This window comes from Neorhizobium sp. P12A (assembly GCF_008365395.1).
GTDB lineage: Bacteria > Pseudomonadota > Alphaproteobacteria > Rhizobiales > Rhizobiaceae > Rhizobium.
In genome coordinates this window covers 18,196-35,168 of sequence record NZ_QOVX01000002.1, presented here as the reverse complement: position 1 = coordinate 35,168, position 16,973 = coordinate 18,196, and the positions used below count along the sequence as shown (strand labels likewise).

Here is a 16,973-nt window from a genome sequence, read left to right as displayed (position 1 = left end):
GCCAGAGATTAAATGTCTAATCAAACGGTGAGTGATGAGCTTACGGCGGTCGCCGGCGTTGGTTCGGCCATCGCGCGGCATGCCTTGTCCTATGGAATCGATATAGAGCCCATCTGCAAGGCTCTGGATATCGATCCCGTCGACCTGCAGAGCCTGACGGCCCGTCTCAGCCTCGATCGGCTCTGCCGCCTTCTGGAAGCCTGCACGCTGCTGACCAATGACGAGGCCTTCGGGCTGAAAAGCGCTCCGGTTTTCGTCCTCGGCTCCAGCGGCGCTTACGGATATGGCGTCATGGCTGCGCCGACGGTTCGTCATCTGGTCCAGTTCTTCAGCGATCACATGCCCTACGTCTCGCAGACGAGCTATTGCAGGCTGGAATTCAACGATACGGAGGCGGTGGTCTCCTGGAGCTTTTCACCGCTGATCGTCAAGCGCGACCAGTATGTGGACATGATGATCGCTCTGCACATGCGCCATTTCAGGCGCATGCTCGGCGACGATGCGGACGCCGTCACGATCGGCCTCGAACGTCCTAGGCCGAAAAATCCGGCCATTTTCCGCGAGCGGCTCTCGCGGCACGTCAGTTTCAACATGCGCCTCAACAGCATACGCTTTCCCAATCGCATCCTCGACAAAGCGAATGCCAATGGCGACGAGAACCTGTTCAAGCTGATGGATATGCAGTGCCGCACCCTCGCCTCTGATGAGGCGATGGACGAGGAGTTCCTCGAGCAGGTTCGTCGATATATCCGCAAACGGATCGGCGAGCCGGTGCTGGCGCTGAGCGTGATCGCGACCTATTTCGGATTATCGGAGCGGACGTTTCAACGGCGGCTCGCGGATGTCGGCATGACGCTGAACGACGTCCGCGACGAAGAACGGCGGCACCTCAGCCTGACATTGCTGACGCAAAGCGACCTTTCGATCTCGGCCATCTGCTATCGCCTCGGATATTCGGCGCCGAGTGCCTTTACCCGCTCCGTGCATCGTTGGTTCGGCGTATCGCCCAAGAATCTTCGAAACGGCACCAATGAGGCGACGGAAGTTGAGCCTAAGGACGAACTCTTGCGGCAGCGGCCTTGACAAGGGTCGCAAAATTGTTGAGATTTTTGCAATTCCTGCTCGTTATTCATACTTAAATTTGCGCTTTTCGCGCCAAAGGTTAAGATTTTGGCGCCTGCCGTTAAAGACAATCGGCGAAGACTAATATATTTGGCGCCTCACGAAATAGGGAATGCCAAACGCCTTTTCGGCGACACACGAGGGATGTGGGCCTAGTCCACTCCAGCCAGTTCCCCCATTGATCCTCTCATACAAAGAAACGTCCATGTCGGTGATAATCGAGGTGGGTGGATCGGCCGTGTCCGCGCCGTATCTCTCACCCTGCGAAAAAACGTGTCTGCTCATGATTGCGGAAGGGCAAACGCTTGCCGAGATCGGCCTGGCGCTGGATTTGCGCGAGTCCGAGGTTGAAAGCGTGCTTTCGGCTGCGGGGGAAAAACTGGGCGCACATAGCAGACTACATGCCATCAGCCTTGCGATGCTGAAAGGCCACCTGGACTACGAGAACGCAAAGCCGGATTAAGCTGGTAAGGCCATGACGGCCTGCTCCAGCGGCGGACCATTCCGGTTCTCGGGGAGACTGACGCGGATTGAATGAGGTCGATCCGCGTCAGTTGTATTTTAGGCCTTTTTGTTTTTTAGGCCAGGGGCCTTACTCTACATCCGCCTTTGTCAACGCTTCGAGCGTCGGCATGGAGGTGATGTTATAGCCTGCATCGACATGGTGGATTTCACCGGTCACACCAGCCGAAAAGTCCGAAAGCAGGTAAAGCGCCGAGCTGCCGACATGGTCGATGGTGACCGTCTTGCGCAGCGGTGCATTGCGCTGGTTCCACGACAGGATCGCGCGTGCATCGGAAATGCCGGCGCCTGCGAGCGTGCGGATCGGGCCTGCGGAGATCGCATTGACGCGAATGCCGCGCGGACCGTAATCGGCCGCCAGATAGCGTACGGACGCTTCCAGCGCCGCCTTGGCGACACCCATCACGTTGTAGTTCGGGATGACGCGCGACGAGCCATTGTAGGTCAGCGTCAGCATGCTGCCGCCGTCTTCCATGAGGCTGGCCGCCCGCTTGGCGATCTCGGTAAAGGAGAAGCAGGAAATGACCATGGTACGCGTGAAATTCTCGCGCGTCGTGTTGGCGTAGAGGCCCTTCAGCTCGTTCTTGTCGGAAAAGCCGATCGCGTGGACCATGAAATCGATCTTGCCCCAGCGCGTCCGCAATTCCTCGATGACGGTATCGACGGATGCGATGTCCTCGACATCGCAAGGAAGAAGAAAATCCGAACCGACTTCGGCTGCGAGCGGCTTCACCCGCTTGCCGAGTGCTTCGCCCTGATAGGTGAAAGCGAGTTCCGCGCCCTCAGCTGCGAGCGCCTTTGAAATGCCCCAGGCTATGGAATGATTGTTTGCGACGCCCATGATGAGGCCGCGCTTACCCTGCATTATTCCCGTCATTGGTTTATCCGTTATAGCGCTGGAAAACGAGCGTGGCGTTGGTGCCGCCGAAGCCGAAGGAGTTGGAAAGAACGGTGTCCATCTTTGCGTTGTCGATGCGCTTGCGCACGATCGGAACGCCTTCGAACTCTGGATCGAGATTGACGATATGAGCGCTTTCGCCAATGAAGCGCTCCTGCATCATCAAGATCGAGTAGATCGATTCCTGAACACCCGCTGCCCCCAGCGAATGGCCCGTCAGCGACTTGGTCGACTGAATATGCGGGATCTTGTCTGCGAAGATTTCTCTGATGGCACCGATCTCCTTGCTGTCGCCAACGGGCGTCGAGGTTCCGTGCGTATTGATGTAGTCGATATCGGTCTTAACAGTTGCAAGCGCCTGGCGCATGCAACGAATGGCGCCCTCGCCCGAGGGAGCGACCATGTCGTAACCGTCGGACGTTGCGCCATAACCGACGATTTCGGCATAGATCTTGGCGCCGCGTGCCTTGGCATGCTCCAGTTCTTCCAGAACGAGAACGCCAGCGCCGCCTGCGATCACGAAACCATCGCGGTCCACGTCATAGGCACGCGACGCGGTATCCGGCGTCGAATTGTACTTGGAGGACATGGCGCCCATGGCGTCGAAGAGGTTCGACATGGTCCAGTCGAGATCCTCGTGGCCGCCAGCGAACATGATGTCCTGCTTGCCCCACTGGATCATTTCAGCAGCATTGCCGATGCAGTGCGCCGAGGTCGAGCAGGCAGACGAGATCGAATAGTTCACGCCGTGGATCTTAAACCAGGTGGCAAGCGTCGCCGACGCCGTCGACGACATGGCCTTCGGCACGGCGAAGGGGCCGATACGCTTCGGGCTGCTGTTCTTGATGGTAATCTCGGCCGCCTCGATCAGGGTACGGGTCGAGGGACCGCCGGAGCCCATAATGATGCCGGTGCGCTCGTTTGCGCTGTAGTCCTTTTCCTCAAGACCGGAATCGGCGAGCGCCTGCTTCATGGCGACGTGGTTCCAGGCGCCGCCCTGTGACAGGAAGCGCATGGCGCGCCGGTCAACCAGCTCGGCCAGCTCCGCAGAACCAAGCTTGGGACTGCCCCAGACCTGGCACTTGAACCCGTGTTCCGCAAAGTCGGAGGAAAAAGAAATGCCGGACTTGGCTTCGCGCAGCGAGGCGGTGACTTCGGCGGCATCGTTCCCGATCGAGGAGACAACGCCCAGACCTGTGACAACTACCCGTCTCATTTTGTTTAACCTTTTCCTTGGTTATCGTCTTTTAAAGCGCCGGACGATCCGGTCGTCCGGCAGCGATCAGGCTGCCTTTTCCTGGAAAAGACCGACGCGAAGGTCGCTCGCCTTGTAGATTTCCTCACCATCGGCCTTCATCCAGCCATCGGCAATGCCGAGAACGAGACGGCCGCGCATCACGCGCTTGAAGTCGATGCCGTATTCGACAAGCTTCGTCTTCGGCGTGACCATGCCGGTGAATTTCACCTCGCCGGTCGAGATAGCGCGGCCCTTGCCGGGTTCGCCAAGCCAACCGAGGAAGAAGCCGGTCAACTGCCACATGGCGTCGAGGCCGAGGCAGCCGGGCATGACGGGATCGCCGAGGAAATGGCAAGGGAAGAACCACAGATCGGGCGTGATATCGAATTCGGCGCGGATAAAGCCCTTGCCATGCGGCCCACCATCTTCAGAAACCTGCGTGATGCGATTGAACATCAGCATCGGCGGGAGCGGCAACTGGGCATTTCCCGGACCAAACAACTCGCCGCGACCGCAGCTCAGGATTTCCTCGTAGTTGAAGCTCGATGGTTTTGTCGTCATAAAATTCCATTTCCCCCGCTGAACGCCGATGGACAAGTGAAGCTTTAGTGCAAGATCGACAGAAAATGAAGTCTAAGCACAGGCTACTCCATTTGACCGACCGACTGGACACGCATCACCAATATGTGGTGGTCGCATACAGTAAGGCCAAGGCCGCTGCCAGTAGTAAAAGCGCCAAAACCCCGATTTTGCGGTACTTTACCGCGCCCTGTCCTCACTGCCGCTATTGAAAGCCGTTGGCGTAAAAGTTATATGGCTAAATGAATAATTGTATCGAAGTCAGAAATCCGGAGCTTCCGAATGGCGGCTGAAGCCAATATCGCGATAGAGACCAGGCTGCGTAGCGCCGGCCTGAGGCCGACCCGACAGCGTGTCGCGCTCGGCGATCTGCTCTTTGCGAAGGGTGACCGGCATCTGACCGTCGAGGAATTGCACGAGGAGGCTGTTGCCGCCGGCGTGCCTGTTTCACTCGCCACCGTCTATAATACGCTGCACCAGTTCACCGAGGCGGGCCTTATCCGGGTTCTCGCCGTCGAAAGTGCCAAGACCTACTTCGATACCAACGTCTCGGATCATCATCACTTCTTCGTGGAAGGCCACAACGAGGTGCTGGATATCCCCCTCAACAACCTGACCATCGACAATCTGCCAGAGCCGCCAACGGGCATGGAAATCGCCCATGTCGATGTTGTCATTCGCCTGCGCCGCAAGCGCTGAGCCCCGCTTTCCCATATTGAGATAGCCTGCCCTGCTTGATATCCCCAGGCGTTACATGACGTCGTCCGGATGCCGGCCAGGCCGCGCCTTGTAGCTGGGGAAAGTCCAGCCGAACCAGAGCGCGCCGCCGCGAACGGCAAAGGCAGCGGCAACGCCCAGCGCAGAGCTGCCATAAAGCGGCAGGAACGTCGCGTTTGCCGCAACGAAAACGCAGGCGCCGACAAGGGCCGCCGTTACGTAGATCTCGGGGCGCAGCAGGACCGAGGGTTCATTCGCAAGCAGATCGCGCAATATGCCGCCGAAGGTCGCCGTCAGCGCGCCCGTCACGATGGCGATCGTCGGCGAGCCTGTGGCCGCAAGGCCCTTTGCAGCGCCCATCACGCAATAGGCCGAGAGCCCGATCGCATCGAGCCAGATCAGCAGGCGGTAGCGTGATTCAAACAGATGCGCCGTGAAAAACACGATCACGCCTGCGACCACGCAAACGAGGATATAGGTCGGATTAAGAACCCAGAAGACCGGTACGCGACCCAACACCAGATCGCGCAGCGTGCCGCCACCGATACCGGTCACGGCAGCGAGGAAGAGAAAGCCGATGAGGTCGAGTTCCTTGCGCGACGCCGACAGGGCGCCGGTCGCGGCGAAAACGGCAACGCCGGCGTAGTCAAGAAAAGCAAGAAGCGACATGAAGCACTCCGGGGACAGGTCGGCGAGGATATTTGCCGGAATGGATCACGTCGGCAAGGGCCGCGCAAGCAGGCAGGCACTATGATGAGCACCGATCGCCTACCGATTTGCGGAGCGGTCTGCCGATGGAAGAGGTGCCCCCGTGAGACTGCTCATCGTTATCATTCTGAATGTACTCGCCCTGGTCATCATGCCCGTCGTGGCCGTGGCGCAGCAATCGCTCGTGCAAGACCCCGTTGCCTTCGAGAAGGAGCATTTCACCAAGCGCTGCGAAGGCCAGGCAAGCTTCGGCGATCACTTCTCCACCGACCAGGACATCAACAACGACAAGCTGATGGACGTCGTCATCAACGAAGGCGAGATCACCTGCAAGGGCGAAAAAGGGCCCGACTGCACCGACGAGGGATGCACCTACAATTTCTATATCCGCGTCGAGGACGGGGGCTACCTGCTCATCGCAACGGCACGGATCTACGGCTACGACTTCATCCAGCGCTTCGGCAACATGGTGTTGGTCATGAAGATGCACCCAAAATACTGCAATCGTACCGAGGGCGATCCCTGCCTGATGACCGTGCGCGTGCGGGGGACGCAATTCGTGACGATCTCGACGAAATAGCGCCCGCCCTATCTCGGGGTGAGCCCTCAGGGTCCGGGATAGAGCGCCGAGGTACGCCCGATGGCATAGTAGGCCACCATGCCGATCCACTCCCTTACGGCCGTGGAGAGAAGCTGGACGTTCAGCGAGGGCTGGGTGAAATCGAGGCGAAGATACTCCTTGCCGGTCGTGTTGTAGTCGACAACCCATGGCACGACCTCGATGCCAAGCTTGCGGAAGATGCCGATGGAGCGCGGCATATGAAAGCCCGAGGTGATCAGCAGGCAGTTCGACATGCCGTTGCGATCGAGCAGCTGCTTGGTGTTGATCGCGTTTTCGAAAGTCGTGCGCGAATCCTTCTCTTCTACCAGGCGATCCCTGGGAATGCCGAAGGCTGAGAACATCCGCTCCGAGACAATCGCATCGCCGAGATATTCCTGGGTGATGGAGCCATCGCCTCCCGACACCAGAATACGAGCCTGTGGGTATTTTTCCGCCAAGCGCATCGCCTCGACAAAACGGTCTCCCGCGCCGTTCAGGCTATAACCGCCGCGATAGGTGTCGACGTCGCTGTCGAAGCCGCCGCCCAGAACGATCATGCATTTCAGATCGGCCGGATCGCCTTGAGGGCCGGGAAAGCGATCCTCGAGGTTCTGCACCATCAAGGCGCCCGTGGACGTGAAAAGCGCGACGAACAGGATCGCGATCGACACGAAGACGGAAACGAGGCTCGCCCCTCTCCAGCGGAGCAGGCCGGTGACAAAACCAAGGACACAGAAGAAAAAGGCTAGGGAAAGAGGTTGGCCGAAAATCCAGACAAGCTTCGAGAGTATAAACACCGATATAATCCTCCGGTCGCGTCACATCCCTCCTAGCAGATTTTTGTGCGATGCGAAGGACGGCTAATCCTGTTGCCGCGAGGCGGCCCGCGCCAAAGCGAGGTTCTGGTTGAACCGGCGGCGCAGCGGCCTTGGAATAAATATCGTTGCAAGGGCGGCGCACAGGCACAGCAGGGAGACGACCCAGAGCGCCCGGGTGCCCACGGCGCCGACGAGCAGCGCGCCGAGGCTTGCGCCCAATATCATGCCAAGCCAGGGCACGATCTGGATCCGCCAGGCAAAATCCCGGTCCCCCATCAGGAAACGCCCGATGCCTCGGCCGAAGCGCGACAGCGCCCCGGTCACATAGGTAAGCCCGATCGGCAGGCCCTCTATATGTTCGACGGCCGCGTTGATCATGCCCATGGCGAGCGCCACGAGATAGAATTGCAGGAAGAGCAAGCCGGGCACCGGCAGCATCGACGCGATGCCGATCAGGATGCCGACGCTGCACAGGACCGCAAAGGCGCGGCGCTCCGTCTTGTGGGCGACGATGATGCCGAGCGCATTGCCTGCCACGAAAAGAAAGATCGCCGTTAGCAACGTCGCGGCGTGACCGAAATCGGCCTCGCCGATCGCGATTGCCGCGCGTGTGGTATTGCCCGTCATGAAGGACACGAAATTGCCGGTCAGCATCAGGCCCACGGCATCGGTCATGCCGGCGATGAACGAAATCGAGGCGACGAGCAGCAGCCCCGTGACGGTCCGTCGGGTCCTGACGATTTTGCGGCGACGTTTCATTGGCTTCAATCGCGAGCGTTTTGGGATAAACCGATGCTAGCCGCCCGGGGACGCCGACGGCTAGAGCGAAAATGCGGCAAGGGCGTCATGCCGCATCCGGATCAATCCTGCTGGACACGCACCGAAGACGCCACCAGCCTAGGCAACACATCCGCTTCAGGCAGCTTCATGGCTGTGTGGCCTGCCGGCTGATCCAACTGCTTCGGCTTGCGTCCGATGATCTGCTTGTATCCCTTTTTCGAAAAAGGCTGCACGACCTGTGCCAGGAACCCCTTTGCCACGCGACCGGTAATGCCGATATCGATCGAGGAAGGACGGGGCGGATTATAATAGGTTCCCAGAAGCTGATCCCAGAGAACGAGGTTCTCGCCATAATTGGTGTTGCCCTCGGACAGCAGGCGGGAATGATGCCAGCGATGCAGCCGGGGCGTGCTGAAGATCCAGTCCAGCGGTCCTGTCCGCACCTCGATATTGCAATGGGTGAGCAGGCCGATAAAGGCGGTCACCGCGCCGATCCAGAGGAAAACAGGCAAGGGCGCACCGAGCAGATAGAGCGGGATCTGGCTGAAGGCGATCTTGATCAGCGAATCCATGAAGTGAAAACGGCCGGTATTGATCACCCAGAGACGCTCGACGCTGTGATGCAGGGCATGGAAGCGCCAGAGCGACAGGTTCTCGTGGGCAAGCCTGTGGGCCGCGTAAAGGCCGAGTTCGGCAATGATCAGCCCCAGCACGACCTGGAGGGCAAGCGGCCAATGATCCGGCCAGACGTGGGATGGCGAGACGAGGGCCGGCTGCGCAATGATCGCGACAACCATCGGAAACGATGTGCCGATCGCCGCGGCGATCTGGACACCGCCCTTGCTCACGAGCGAATGGGCAATATCGTTGAAGGTTTCGCCGTCTCTCTTCAGCCAGGTCTTCTCATAGGGCATCAGGCGTTCGAAGAGTGCGATGGTGGCAACGACGCAGACATAGACCACGTTGAACCAGAAGAGCCGAGAGGGAGACTGGAATGCGAAATAGGCACCCACGAGACCGCCGCAAAAAATTCCAGGCCAGATCAGCCATGATAGAAAAGCGTAAAAACGCGAACCGCTAGAGTTCGTCATACGTCACCTTATGGGAATGAGGGATGCTTGGGAGAGGCACCCGTACAAGACTTTTAAAGTTGAATAGCGCGGTGGAGATTGCCGACAGGATGATTTCGCGTCAATAGCCGCGATCCCCGGGATGGCCAATATGATTTGTTGGCGCCGGCATCGCGCCAGCCCATGCGACGCAATGGCCGACGTACTGGCGTCAGCCTCGTGGGCGCCCACCCTTACTGTTGGTTTTGCGCGCTCAATGGATTCTTGGGTTGTTCGGGCTTATCGAGCTTGGAGAGTTCCTCGACGATGCGGGCGGCGACGACCTGGTTTCCTAGTACCGTCAGATGCGTGCCGTCGTTGAAATAGGCGTGCATATCGGGCTTGGCCTCCCATTCGGGGGCAAGGTTTATGATCGGCAGAGACAGGCTTTGCACAATCTGGAGAAAGCGGGCGCGGTAGGGTTCATAGCGGGTAAACCGCTGCGCCTCGGGAAGCAGCTCTCCCTCGCCAGGCACAAGCATCACGACCGGCTGCGTGCCCTGCTCCCGCACGAGAGCAACGAGCCCCCTGAAATGATCCATGTCGACGTTGAACTGCTTCTCCCGAGCTTCGGTCGAGACCGGTTCGTTGTCGAAGGGATCCGGAAAGCCCAGCGCGTCTTTCACACGCGGAATGAGGAACCGTGTGAACACCTCTCCGATCGCGCTTACGGGCGGCTTCGAGGGTTGAGCGGGGTTGACGTCGATGGTCGCCCCGGTGCTGGACGGCTGCAGCAGGTCGCTTGATCCGATCTCGAGCACGATGAACTTGCTGCCGAAGGTTCCGAACCGGGCGATATAGGCGCGCTCGTTGCCGATGCCCCAGGAAACGGCCGAAGCATTGGCAACTTCGATGCTTTTTCCGGATTTGCGAAGCGTCGCGCCAACGATTTCCGGGTAGGTCTGGGACTGATCGACATTGGCGATGCCGAAGGTGACGGAATCACCCAGAAACATGACTCGCTCCGTTCCGGGAGCCGGCTTTTCCGCAAGCTCCTCTGAGCGCTGATGGAAACGGTTGATATAGATACGGCGCCCGAAGCGATCGATATTCTGTTCCGGTACCATCATGTAACCGATCTCGGGATCGGCCTGAAAAAGCGGCGGGGTTGCCACACCGACAATGCGGAGACTAACCTCCAGCGAGACCGTGATCACGATCAATGCCAGGACGATCCAAAATGTCTTGCGTTTCATCATCATAAGGAACTCGGCTGTTGGCGGGGTCGGGTGGAGAAGGCACCCGGGCGAAATAAAGCGCGGGGAACATGAACGCTGCGAGATGGATCCAGGCGATGACGATCTCGTTGGTGAAATGGGTGATGGTCAGCATCGAAGGGACCACCGACATCATGTAGACGAGCTGCATTGCCGTGTTGCCCCGCATGGCTGCGGCGTAAATCCAGCCCATGATCCAGGCGATGATCAGGAACTTGACGCAGCCAAAATACCAGAAGGATGCAAAGGCATCCGTCATGCCTGTCGATGTCGATCCGACCGAGGTTTCGTATCCGAGCTGGAATACCGATGGGACGGGAATGGCAAGAGATTTCTTGAACGGGGTGCCCACGAGCTGGGCCGGAACAAAGGCAAAGACGATCGAGTTCCAGTGCTCGATCCCATAGTCGAAACCCTTGTGCTCATCGATATTGTTGATAGCCGTGACCGCGTTCGTCATTTCCGCGCCGCCTTGGGCTATCAGTTGATTCCAGTTTTCCTTGAGGTCGATATCGAGAACAGCCGACCAGTTGGTCGTTCCGTTGTTGAATGTCGCGTCCCGGTATTGCCCGGCCCCGATCATCGCGATGACGGCGAACATGAGGCTGGCGACAACGGCATATCGCGGAACGGCCCAACGCCGCTGGAACCAGTAAGCAAGCCCGATGATCAGGCAGAATTCAGCCGCATCTCCCCGTCGTCCGGCGATCACGATGCGTTCCAAATAAAACATCGTGTCGAACAGTATGATCGAAAGCGCCAGATAGGATGGCCTACGCGCATAACAGAGGACCGCAATGGCAAATCCGTAGGCCAGCAGCTTGGCAAAGAAAAGATAGGAGACGGCAGCACCCGTCAGGATCCCCCTCAGGCGCTCCTCGTCAGGCAGATGATCGAACTGGTAGAAGAAATAGGCGCCGGAGAGCGACAAGACCGCAGCGCCAGCCAGCAATCGGCTTTCGCTGAACCTGAGGTCGCGTATGCTCTGGCCACGCATCCCCCAGCCCCAGCCGATGACGCACATCGCCAGACAGAGAATTGAGAAGAACAGCGTTTTTACGACCGCGTCCTCACCAATAAACCGGCTGTTGATGATGCCTGGCATTTGCGGGGTGACAAAAACGACAAATATCGCCGCCGCCAGGAAGGAAAAATGGAAGTAACGCCCGCGCACAAGCAGATTGTACACGACAAGGACGATACTGAACGCTGTCGTCAGGGCGAAAAAAAACCACGCCAACTCGAAGTCCCCAATGTTCGGGGACAGTGTTCATCGCGGGCGGGAGGAATTCAATTACGCTAATAGGCGTAGGGATGCAGGGATTCAGATAACCTCGGGGAAAGTCGCCAGCGCCTGCAAATGCAACGTCCCGCCGTCTTTCATCTCCTCGCTTTCCCACCTTCCGCAATGACCTTGATCTGGCCGTTCATATTCAATGAGTAAAAGAACGATGCAGTTCCGCTGAGACTCTTGGCACGCTGAGGGCTCAGCACTTGCCAATCAAATTCTCCATCGACGCGGCAGAGAGTGTCGGAACAAGAGACCACAACGGTGCCTGGTCGGATTTGATAGTTTCTTATAGGCCAACGATCGAAGAATTTGCGCTTGTCGAGCAGAATCTTCGCAAGCGTCTCCTGTTTTCCATAGAATTCGACTTCGTCGGCATAGGCGGACGACGCAAACGCTATTGCCTGTTCGGGTGCCAAGCTGCCAGCATTGACTAATCCTGCTACAAAACTGGTCGCCACCGACTTTTCTTGCTGTAGGGCATTTACCGACGGAGGAGCCGACTGAATTATCGGGGTGCTTGACGAGGGTGTGAGCGCTGTCACCGTTACGGGCATGTCCGGCCCTAACCGCTCTATTCCATATTGCTTGATTTCATCCGAAGAAAAGAAATGGATGTCATCAGCTGACGTTCGAAACATGATGGGAAATATGCGTTGATCGACGCCATATTTGTTGAGCGTATCCAGGATATCGGAAATATTGAGTTGCGCGTTTTCAAGGCTCGCGCTCCCGCTAATTTGGTGAACACCCAGTTCGCCCTGAACAACGCGGTTCCTTCCCGCGAAAAACATATAGGCGCATGCTGAAGCGCAGACCGAGCCTTTTGGGACAACCGTACTCATTCCACGCGTATAGATATCGTCTGCTATAAGCAGACCGTTTTGAACATCGCCACCGGGACTATCCAAAACTAAGACCTTTGCTTGGGGATTTGCCGCCAGCACGCGACGGAACGATAATGCAGATCGCGCATCGATCATCCCTTGGAGCCGAAGGGCGTTTGGCCAAACAGGGGAAACCAAAAAGGATGAGCCGGCCTCTTGCGTCATTGCGCTACCTGCCATCATCGATAAAATCACTGCAAACGCGACCCCGTTACGCTTTGACACGTCCCCACACTCCCCAGACCATGACGGTTATGCTCTAAGAAAATCGCGCAAAAGTCGAGTGCGATGATAGCGCTGGATCGATATTAGATTTCAGCGGCCGGCGCCGAAAAAGCCTGTACCAACGCCGCTGAAATAAACAACCCGACGTCCGATTTCCGGAAGGTTAAAGGTTATCGGAACGTAGGAATGCAGCAACGCAGGATCGCATTTGCTTGTGGCTGACAGGTATGCGAATCCGCATAGAAAAGCTTTGGTGGAGCTAAGCGGGATCGAACCGCTGACCTCTTGCATGCCATGCAAGCGCTCTCCCAGCTGAGCTATAGCCCCATCTGATGGGTCCCGGCGAACCGGTCCTGGGTTCCCTTCGGCGCTTCGTCCGTCGGGTGGCGGCTTATTACTTGTGGTTTTTCAAGATAGCAAGCCGAAAAATATCGGCTCGGGAACTTTTATCGTTTCCCGAGCCGAACATGCGGGGATCAGACTTCGTCGTCGTCGCCGGTTACGCCGATGATGCCGCTCATATCGTCGTCATCGTCATCTTCGTCGGCTTCGAGGAAGGTGTCGTCGTCATCGTCGCCATCGATTTCGACGTCGTCATCGCCGATGTCGGGGATATCGTCGCCGGCAGCGCCATCCTCGGCGTCCTCGAGCGAAACCAGTTCGACCTCGGTGTTTTCGGTATCGACTTCAGCAACCTCGTCCTCTTCCGGAACTTCCTTCGAAGCGGAGGTTTCTTCAAAGAAGGACAAGGGCCAGGACTTGCCGCTATAGGGGGAAACCACCGGATCACGGTTCAGGTCGTAGAACTTCTTGCCGTTATCAGGATCGGTACGCTTAGTTCCAAGTTCCGCTTTCGCCACTGTCAAAGCCTCGTGTATGGCCGAATCAATCTTCGGCAATGCCGACCAAGCCGGCGTTATAGGGGAAATTTATAAGCCGGTCCCCTTAATCGTTGCTGCCCTATCTGTCAAAGCTAAACTTTGCAGCCATGCCGCGCCGCCTATATGATGGGAAAGATGACGGCCGGAAACCTTTGTGTTAACGAGCCGGCTAGCAAGGGAGGGCCGGAGCAGAAAGCATGTATCAGCCGCCGCATTTTCGCGAAACCGATCTCGATACCCAGCACGCGCTGATCCGTGAGAACCCGCTCGGGCTGCTGATCTCCTCAGGCAGCGACGGCCCGGTTGCCAATTCCATTCCTTTTTATCTGAATGCCGGTCTTTCGCCGAAGGGTACGCTGCAGGCGCATGTGGCGAAGGCCAATCCGCAATTGCGCGATATTGCCGGCGGCGCTCCCGTTCTCGTCGTCTTCCAGGGCGTCAACTCCTATGTGACGCCGTCCTGGTATGAGACCAAGCAGGAGACCGGCAAAGTGGTGCCGACCTGGAACTACGCCATCGTCCAGGCGCGCGGCCCGGCGCGGGTGATCGAGGATGCCGCGTGGCTGTGGACACAGATCGAGGCGCTGACGCGGAGCCAGGAAGGCCAGCGGGCTGCACCTTGGGCCGTCGATGACGCGCCTGCCGATTTCATCGCCTCGCAGATCAAGGGGATCATCGGCATCGAAATCGAGATTGCCGAGATCGACGGCAAATGGAAAGTGAGCCAGAACCGCCCGGAAGCCGACCGGAAGGGCGTTGTCCGCGGGCTCGAGGACAGCAATGGAGCCGCAGATACCGCCGAGATGGCGGAACTGGTGCGCCGATACGGCAAGCTTGATTGAGCAAGCGGAACGGAATTTTTGACATGATCATTGCCATCGATGGACCGGCGGCCGCCGGAAAGGGAACGCTGTCGCGACGGATTGCCGAGGAATACGGCTTCCATCACCTCGACACCGGTCTCACCTACCGCGCCACCGCAAAGGCGTTGCTCGATGCCGGCCTGCCCTTCGATAATGAAAAAATCGCCGAGGGCATGGCCCTCAAGGTTGATCTTGCCGGGCTCGATCGCAATATACTGTCGAGACACGAGATCGGCGAGGCCGCCTCGAAGATCGCCGTCATGCCGGCCGTTCGCCGGGCGCTTGTGGAAGCGCAGCGCGCCTTTTCAAAGAAGGCCCCGGGCGCGGTGCTGGATGGCCGCGATATCGGCACTGTCGTCTGCCCCGATGCCGTGGTGAAGCTCTATGTCACAGCCTCTGCCGAGGTCAGGGCTAAGCGGCGTTATGACGAGATCATCGCGGGCGGCGGTTCGGCTGATTTTGCAGCGGTCCTGCAGGATGTTAAGGTACGCGACGAACGCGACATGGGGCGAGCGGACAGTCCGCTGAAACCCGCTGATGACGCGCACTTGCTTGATACCTCGGAAATGAGTATAGAGGCGGCGTTTCAGGCTGCGAAATCCTTGATAGACGCCGCCCTGAGCCGAAATACCTGAATTGACGCGGCCTTGCGTGCCTCCGGCACGGGCCAACGTTTTTAAGGCAAGCCTGAAATTCCGTCCCCGCGCCGGATTGCCCTCTGATCAAGAGGGCGGATGGAACTCAGGCCGTTCAACACCAACCCACCGGCGCATTCGTGTCTGATGCCCAGAGCTGGACACGCCAGGAGATTTTATGTCTGTAGCTACCCCCTCCCGTGAGGATTTTGCGGCCCTTCTCGAAGAGTCCTTTGCCAAGAACGATCTGGCAGAAGGCTATGTCACCAAGGGCATCGTAACGGCCATCGAGAAGGACGTTGCCGTTGTCGACGTCGGCCTCAAGGTCGAAGGCCGCATCGCGCTGAAGGAATTCGGTGCGCGCGCCAAGGACGGTTCGCTGAAGCCCGGCGACGAAGTCGAAGTTTATGTCGAGCGCATCGAAAACGCGCTGGGCGAAGCTGTTCTGTCGCGCGAGAAGGCTCGCCGCGAAGAAAGCTGGATCAAGCTCGAAGCCAAGTTCGAAGCTGGCGAGCGCGTTGAAGGCGTCATCTTCAACCAGGTCAAGGGCGGCTTCACCGTCGATCTCGACGGCGCTATCGCCTTCCTGCCGCGTTCGCAGGTCGACATCCGTCCGATCCGCGACGTCACTCCGCTGATGCACAACCCGCAGCCCTTCGAAATCCTCAAGATGGACAAGCGTCGCGGCAACATCGTGGTTTCGCGCCGTACGGTTCTCGAGGAGTCCCGTGCCGAGCAGCGTTCTGAAATCGTTCAGAACCTCGAAGAAGGCCAGGTTGTTGACGGCGTCGTCAAGAACATCACCGATTACGGTGCGTTCGTTGACCTGGGCGGCATCGACGGCCTGCTGCACGTCACCGATATGGCTTGGCGCCGTGTCAACCATCCGTCGGAAATCCTGTCCATCGGCCAGCAGGTCAAGGTTCAGATCATCCGCATCAACCAGGAAACTCACCGTATCTCGCTCGGCATGAAGCAGCTCGAGAGCGATCCGTGGGATGGCATCCAGGCCAAGTATCCGGAAGGCAAGAAGATCTCCGGTACCGTTACGAACATCACCGACTACGGTGCATTCGTCGAGCTGGAGCCGGGCATCGAAGGCCTCATCCACATTTCGGAAATGTCCTGGACCAAGAAGAACGTACACCCCGGCAAGATCCTGTCCACGAGCCAGGAAGTCGAAGTGGTCGTTCTCGAAGTCGATCCGACCAAGCGCCGTATCTCGCTTGGCCTGAAGCAGACGCTCGAAAATCCGTGGCAGGCATTTGCCCATAACCACCCGGCCGGCGCTGAAGTCGAAGGCGAAGTCAAGAACAAGACCGAATTCGGCCTGTTCATCGGCCTCGACGGCGACGTAGACGGCATGGTGCACCTCTCCGACCTCGACTGGAACCGTCCGGGCGAACAGGTCATCGAGGAGTACAACAAGGGCGACGTGGTCAAGGCTGTCGTTCTCGATGTCGATATCGAGAAGGAACGCATCTCGCTCGGCATCAAGCAGCTCGGCAAGGACGCTGTCGGCGATGCCGCTGCTTCCGGCGAACTGCGCAAGAACGCTGTTGTTTCCTGCGAAGTCATCGCAGTCAACGATGGCGGCATCGAAGTGAAGCTCGTCAACCACGAGGACATCACGTCCTTCATCCGTCGTGCTGACCTGTCGCGTGACCGCGACGAGCAGCGTCCGGAACGCTTCTCGGTTGGCCAGGTTGTTGACGCCCGCGTCACCAATTTCTCCAAGAAGGACCGCAAGATCATGCTGTCCATCAAGGCTCTGGAAATCGCAGAAGAGAAGGAAGCCGTCGCTCAGTTCGGTTCGTCCGACTCCGGCGCTTCGCTCGGCGACATCCTCGGCGCGGCTCTGAAGAACCGCGGCGGCGAATAAGCCT

Annotated in this window: 18 protein-coding genes and 1 tRNA gene; 7 read left to right on the top strand and 12 right to left on the bottom strand. The window is 58.3% G+C overall.

The genetic code is table 11. The features are described 5' to 3' along the window. The first annotated feature begins 12 nt into the window (after positions 1–12). Together DTW90_RS06160 and DTW90_RS06155 are read left to right on the top strand one after the other, a co-directional pair. Positions 13–1,083 carry an AraC family transcriptional regulator gene (locus DTW90_RS06160; RefSeq protein WP_149337112.1) on the top strand — a complete coding sequence of 357 codons (1,071 nt, stop codon included), beginning with the start codon at positions 13–15 and terminating at the stop codon, positions 1,081–1,083. Positions 1,084–1,327: 244 nt separating this feature from the next. After that, a complete protein-coding gene (locus DTW90_RS06155; RefSeq protein ID WP_165927954.1) occupies positions 1,328–1,585 on the top strand; it encodes a helix-turn-helix transcriptional regulator in 258 nt (85 codons plus the stop codon). Between the two features lie 129 nt (positions 1,586–1,714). Here the strand turns inward: DTW90_RS06155 and fabI are convergent, their stop codons facing one another. The 3 genes from fabI to fabA form a co-directional block, all read right to left on the bottom strand. Then, the gene (gene fabI, locus DTW90_RS06150) at positions 1,715–2,521 is read right to left on the bottom strand and encodes an enoyl-ACP reductase FabI (protein WP_132527185.1); all 807 of its coding nucleotides are present in this window, start codon (positions 2,519–2,521) and stop codon (positions 1,715–1,717) included. A gap of 4 nt (positions 2,522–2,525) precedes the next feature. Continuing rightward, entirely contained in the window at positions 2,526–3,758 is a 1,233-nt protein-coding gene (gene fabB / locus DTW90_RS06145; RefSeq protein WP_149337110.1) for a beta-ketoacyl-ACP synthase I, read from the bottom strand. A 66-nt stretch (positions 3,759–3,824) separates the two neighbouring features. Further along, entirely contained in the window at positions 3,825–4,340 is a 516-nt protein-coding gene (gene fabA / locus DTW90_RS06140) for a 3-hydroxyacyl-[acyl-carrier-protein] dehydratase FabA (RefSeq protein WP_132527181.1), read from the bottom strand. A gap of 300 nt (positions 4,341–4,640) precedes the next feature. Here fabA and irrA point away from each other — a divergent pair, with 300 nt between their 5' ends. Then, positions 4,641–5,057: an iron response transcriptional regulator IrrA gene (gene irrA / locus DTW90_RS06135; RefSeq protein WP_132527179.1), complete on the top strand. Its 417-nt coding sequence runs from the start codon at positions 4,641–4,643 to the stop codon at positions 5,055–5,057. Positions 5,058–5,108: 51 nt separating this feature from the next. On the opposite strand, the gene DTW90_RS06130 is transcribed toward irrA, so the two are convergent. Further along, positions 5,109–5,744, bottom strand: coding sequence for a trimeric intracellular cation channel family protein (locus DTW90_RS06130; RefSeq protein ID WP_132527177.1), 636 nt, complete (start codon positions 5,742–5,744; stop codon positions 5,109–5,111). Positions 5,745–5,886: 142 nt separating this feature from the next. Here DTW90_RS06130 and DTW90_RS06125 point away from each other — a divergent pair, with 142 nt between their 5' ends. Next, entirely contained in the window at positions 5,887–6,363 is a 477-nt protein-coding gene (locus tag DTW90_RS06125) for a hypothetical protein (protein ID WP_149337108.1), read from the top strand. A 26-nt stretch (positions 6,364–6,389) separates the two neighbouring features. Here DTW90_RS06125 and DTW90_RS06120 read toward each other — a convergent pair whose 3' ends face one another. From DTW90_RS06120 to DTW90_RS06085, 8 genes are all read right to left on the bottom strand, one after another. Next, a complete protein-coding gene (locus tag DTW90_RS06120) occupies positions 6,390–7,181 on the bottom strand; it encodes a YdcF family protein (protein WP_149337107.1) in 792 nt (263 codons plus the stop codon). 63 nt (positions 7,182–7,244) lie between these two features. Then, the gene (locus DTW90_RS06115) at positions 7,245–7,961 is read right to left on the bottom strand and encodes a YoaK family protein (RefSeq protein WP_132527171.1); all 717 of its coding nucleotides are present in this window, start codon (positions 7,959–7,961) and stop codon (positions 7,245–7,247) included. Between the two features lie 101 nt (positions 7,962–8,062). Further along, on the bottom strand, positions 8,063–9,073 hold the full coding sequence (locus tag DTW90_RS06110; protein ID WP_132527169.1) for a sterol desaturase family protein: 1,011 nt from the start codon (positions 9,071–9,073) through the stop codon (positions 8,063–8,065). Between the two features lie 212 nt (positions 9,074–9,285). Beyond that, positions 9,286–10,293 carry an SGNH/GDSL hydrolase family protein gene (locus tag DTW90_RS06105; RefSeq protein ID WP_149337105.1) on the bottom strand — a complete coding sequence of 336 codons (1,008 nt, stop codon included), beginning with the start codon at positions 10,291–10,293 and terminating at the stop codon, positions 9,286–9,288. After that, positions 10,223–11,548 (bottom strand): hypothetical protein, encoded by a 1,326-nt coding sequence (locus tag DTW90_RS06100; RefSeq protein WP_132527165.1) that lies wholly within the window; start codon positions 11,546–11,548, stop codon positions 10,223–10,225. The genes DTW90_RS06105 and DTW90_RS06100 overlap by 71 nt, the downstream gene beginning before the upstream one ends. A 140-nt stretch (positions 11,549–11,688) precedes the next feature. Further along, positions 11,689–12,708 carry a hypothetical protein gene (locus DTW90_RS06095; protein WP_149337104.1) on the bottom strand — a complete coding sequence of 340 codons (1,020 nt, stop codon included), beginning with the start codon at positions 12,706–12,708 and terminating at the stop codon, positions 11,689–11,691. A 251-nt stretch (positions 12,709–12,959) separates the two neighbouring features. Next, a tRNA-Ala gene (locus DTW90_RS06090) sits at positions 12,960–13,035 on the bottom strand. Between the two features lie 149 nt (positions 13,036–13,184). Next, the gene (locus tag DTW90_RS06085; RefSeq protein ID WP_132528322.1) at positions 13,185–13,568 is read right to left on the bottom strand and encodes a TIGR02300 family protein; all 384 of its coding nucleotides are present in this window, start codon (positions 13,566–13,568) and stop codon (positions 13,185–13,187) included. Positions 13,569–13,786: 218 nt separating this feature from the next. Between DTW90_RS06085 and DTW90_RS06080 the strand changes: the two genes are divergently transcribed. The 3 genes from DTW90_RS06080 to rpsA all read left to right on the top strand — a co-directional run bounded on the left by DTW90_RS06080 (position 13,787) and on the right by rpsA (position 16,969). Next, complete coding sequence (locus DTW90_RS06080) at positions 13,787–14,431, top strand: FMN-binding negative transcriptional regulator (RefSeq protein WP_149337102.1); 645 nt, start codon at positions 13,787–13,789, stop codon at positions 14,429–14,431. 23 nt (positions 14,432–14,454) lie between these two features. Next, a complete protein-coding gene (gene cmk / locus DTW90_RS06075; RefSeq protein WP_149337100.1) occupies positions 14,455–15,087 on the top strand; it encodes a (d)CMP kinase in 633 nt (210 codons plus the stop codon). A gap of 178 nt (positions 15,088–15,265) precedes the next feature. Next, entirely contained in the window at positions 15,266–16,969 is a 1,704-nt protein-coding gene (gene rpsA, locus DTW90_RS06070; protein ID WP_132528319.1) for a 30S ribosomal protein S1, read from the top strand. Positions 16,970–16,973: the final 4 nt, after the last annotated feature.

Bases quoted from the DNA above. Each gene is read 5' to 3' on its own strand.
- DTW90_RS06160 (WP_149337112.1), top strand. From the start codon at position 13: ATGTCTAATCAAACGGTGAGTGATGAGCTTACGGCGGTCGCCGGCGTT.
- DTW90_RS06155 (WP_165927954.1), top strand. From the start codon at position 1,328: ATGTCGGTGATAATCGAGGTGGGTGGATCGGCCGTGTCCGCGCCGTAT.
- fabI (WP_132527185.1), bottom strand. From the start codon at position 2,521: ATGACGGGAATAATGCAGGGTAAGCGCGGCCTCATCATGGGCGTCGCA.
- fabB (WP_149337110.1), bottom strand. From the start codon at position 3,758: ATGAGACGGGTAGTTGTCACAGGTCTGGGCGTTGTCTCCTCGATCGGG.
- fabA (WP_132527181.1), bottom strand. From the start codon at position 4,340: ATGACGACAAAACCATCGAGCTTCAACTACGAGGAAATCCTGAGCTGC.
- irrA (WP_132527179.1), top strand. From the start codon at position 4,641: ATGGCGGCTGAAGCCAATATCGCGATAGAGACCAGGCTGCGTAGCGCC.
- DTW90_RS06130 (WP_132527177.1), bottom strand. From the start codon at position 5,744: ATGTCGCTTCTTGCTTTTCTTGACTACGCCGGCGTTGCCGTTTTCGCC.
- DTW90_RS06115 (WP_132527171.1), bottom strand. From the start codon at position 7,961: ATGAAACGTCGCCGCAAAATCGTCAGGACCCGACGGACCGTCACGGGG.
- DTW90_RS06110 (WP_132527169.1), bottom strand. From the start codon at position 9,073: ATGACGAACTCTAGCGGTTCGCGTTTTTACGCTTTTCTATCATGGCTG.
- DTW90_RS06105 (WP_149337105.1), bottom strand. From the start codon at position 10,293: ATGATGATGAAACGCAAGACATTTTGGATCGTCCTGGCATTGATCGTG.
- DTW90_RS06080 (WP_149337102.1), top strand. From the start codon at position 13,787: ATGTATCAGCCGCCGCATTTTCGCGAAACCGATCTCGATACCCAGCAC.
- cmk (WP_149337100.1), top strand. From the start codon at position 14,455: ATGATCATTGCCATCGATGGACCGGCGGCCGCCGGAAAGGGAACGCTG.
- rpsA (WP_132528319.1), top strand. From the start codon at position 15,266: ATGTCTGTAGCTACCCCCTCCCGTGAGGATTTTGCGGCCCTTCTCGAA.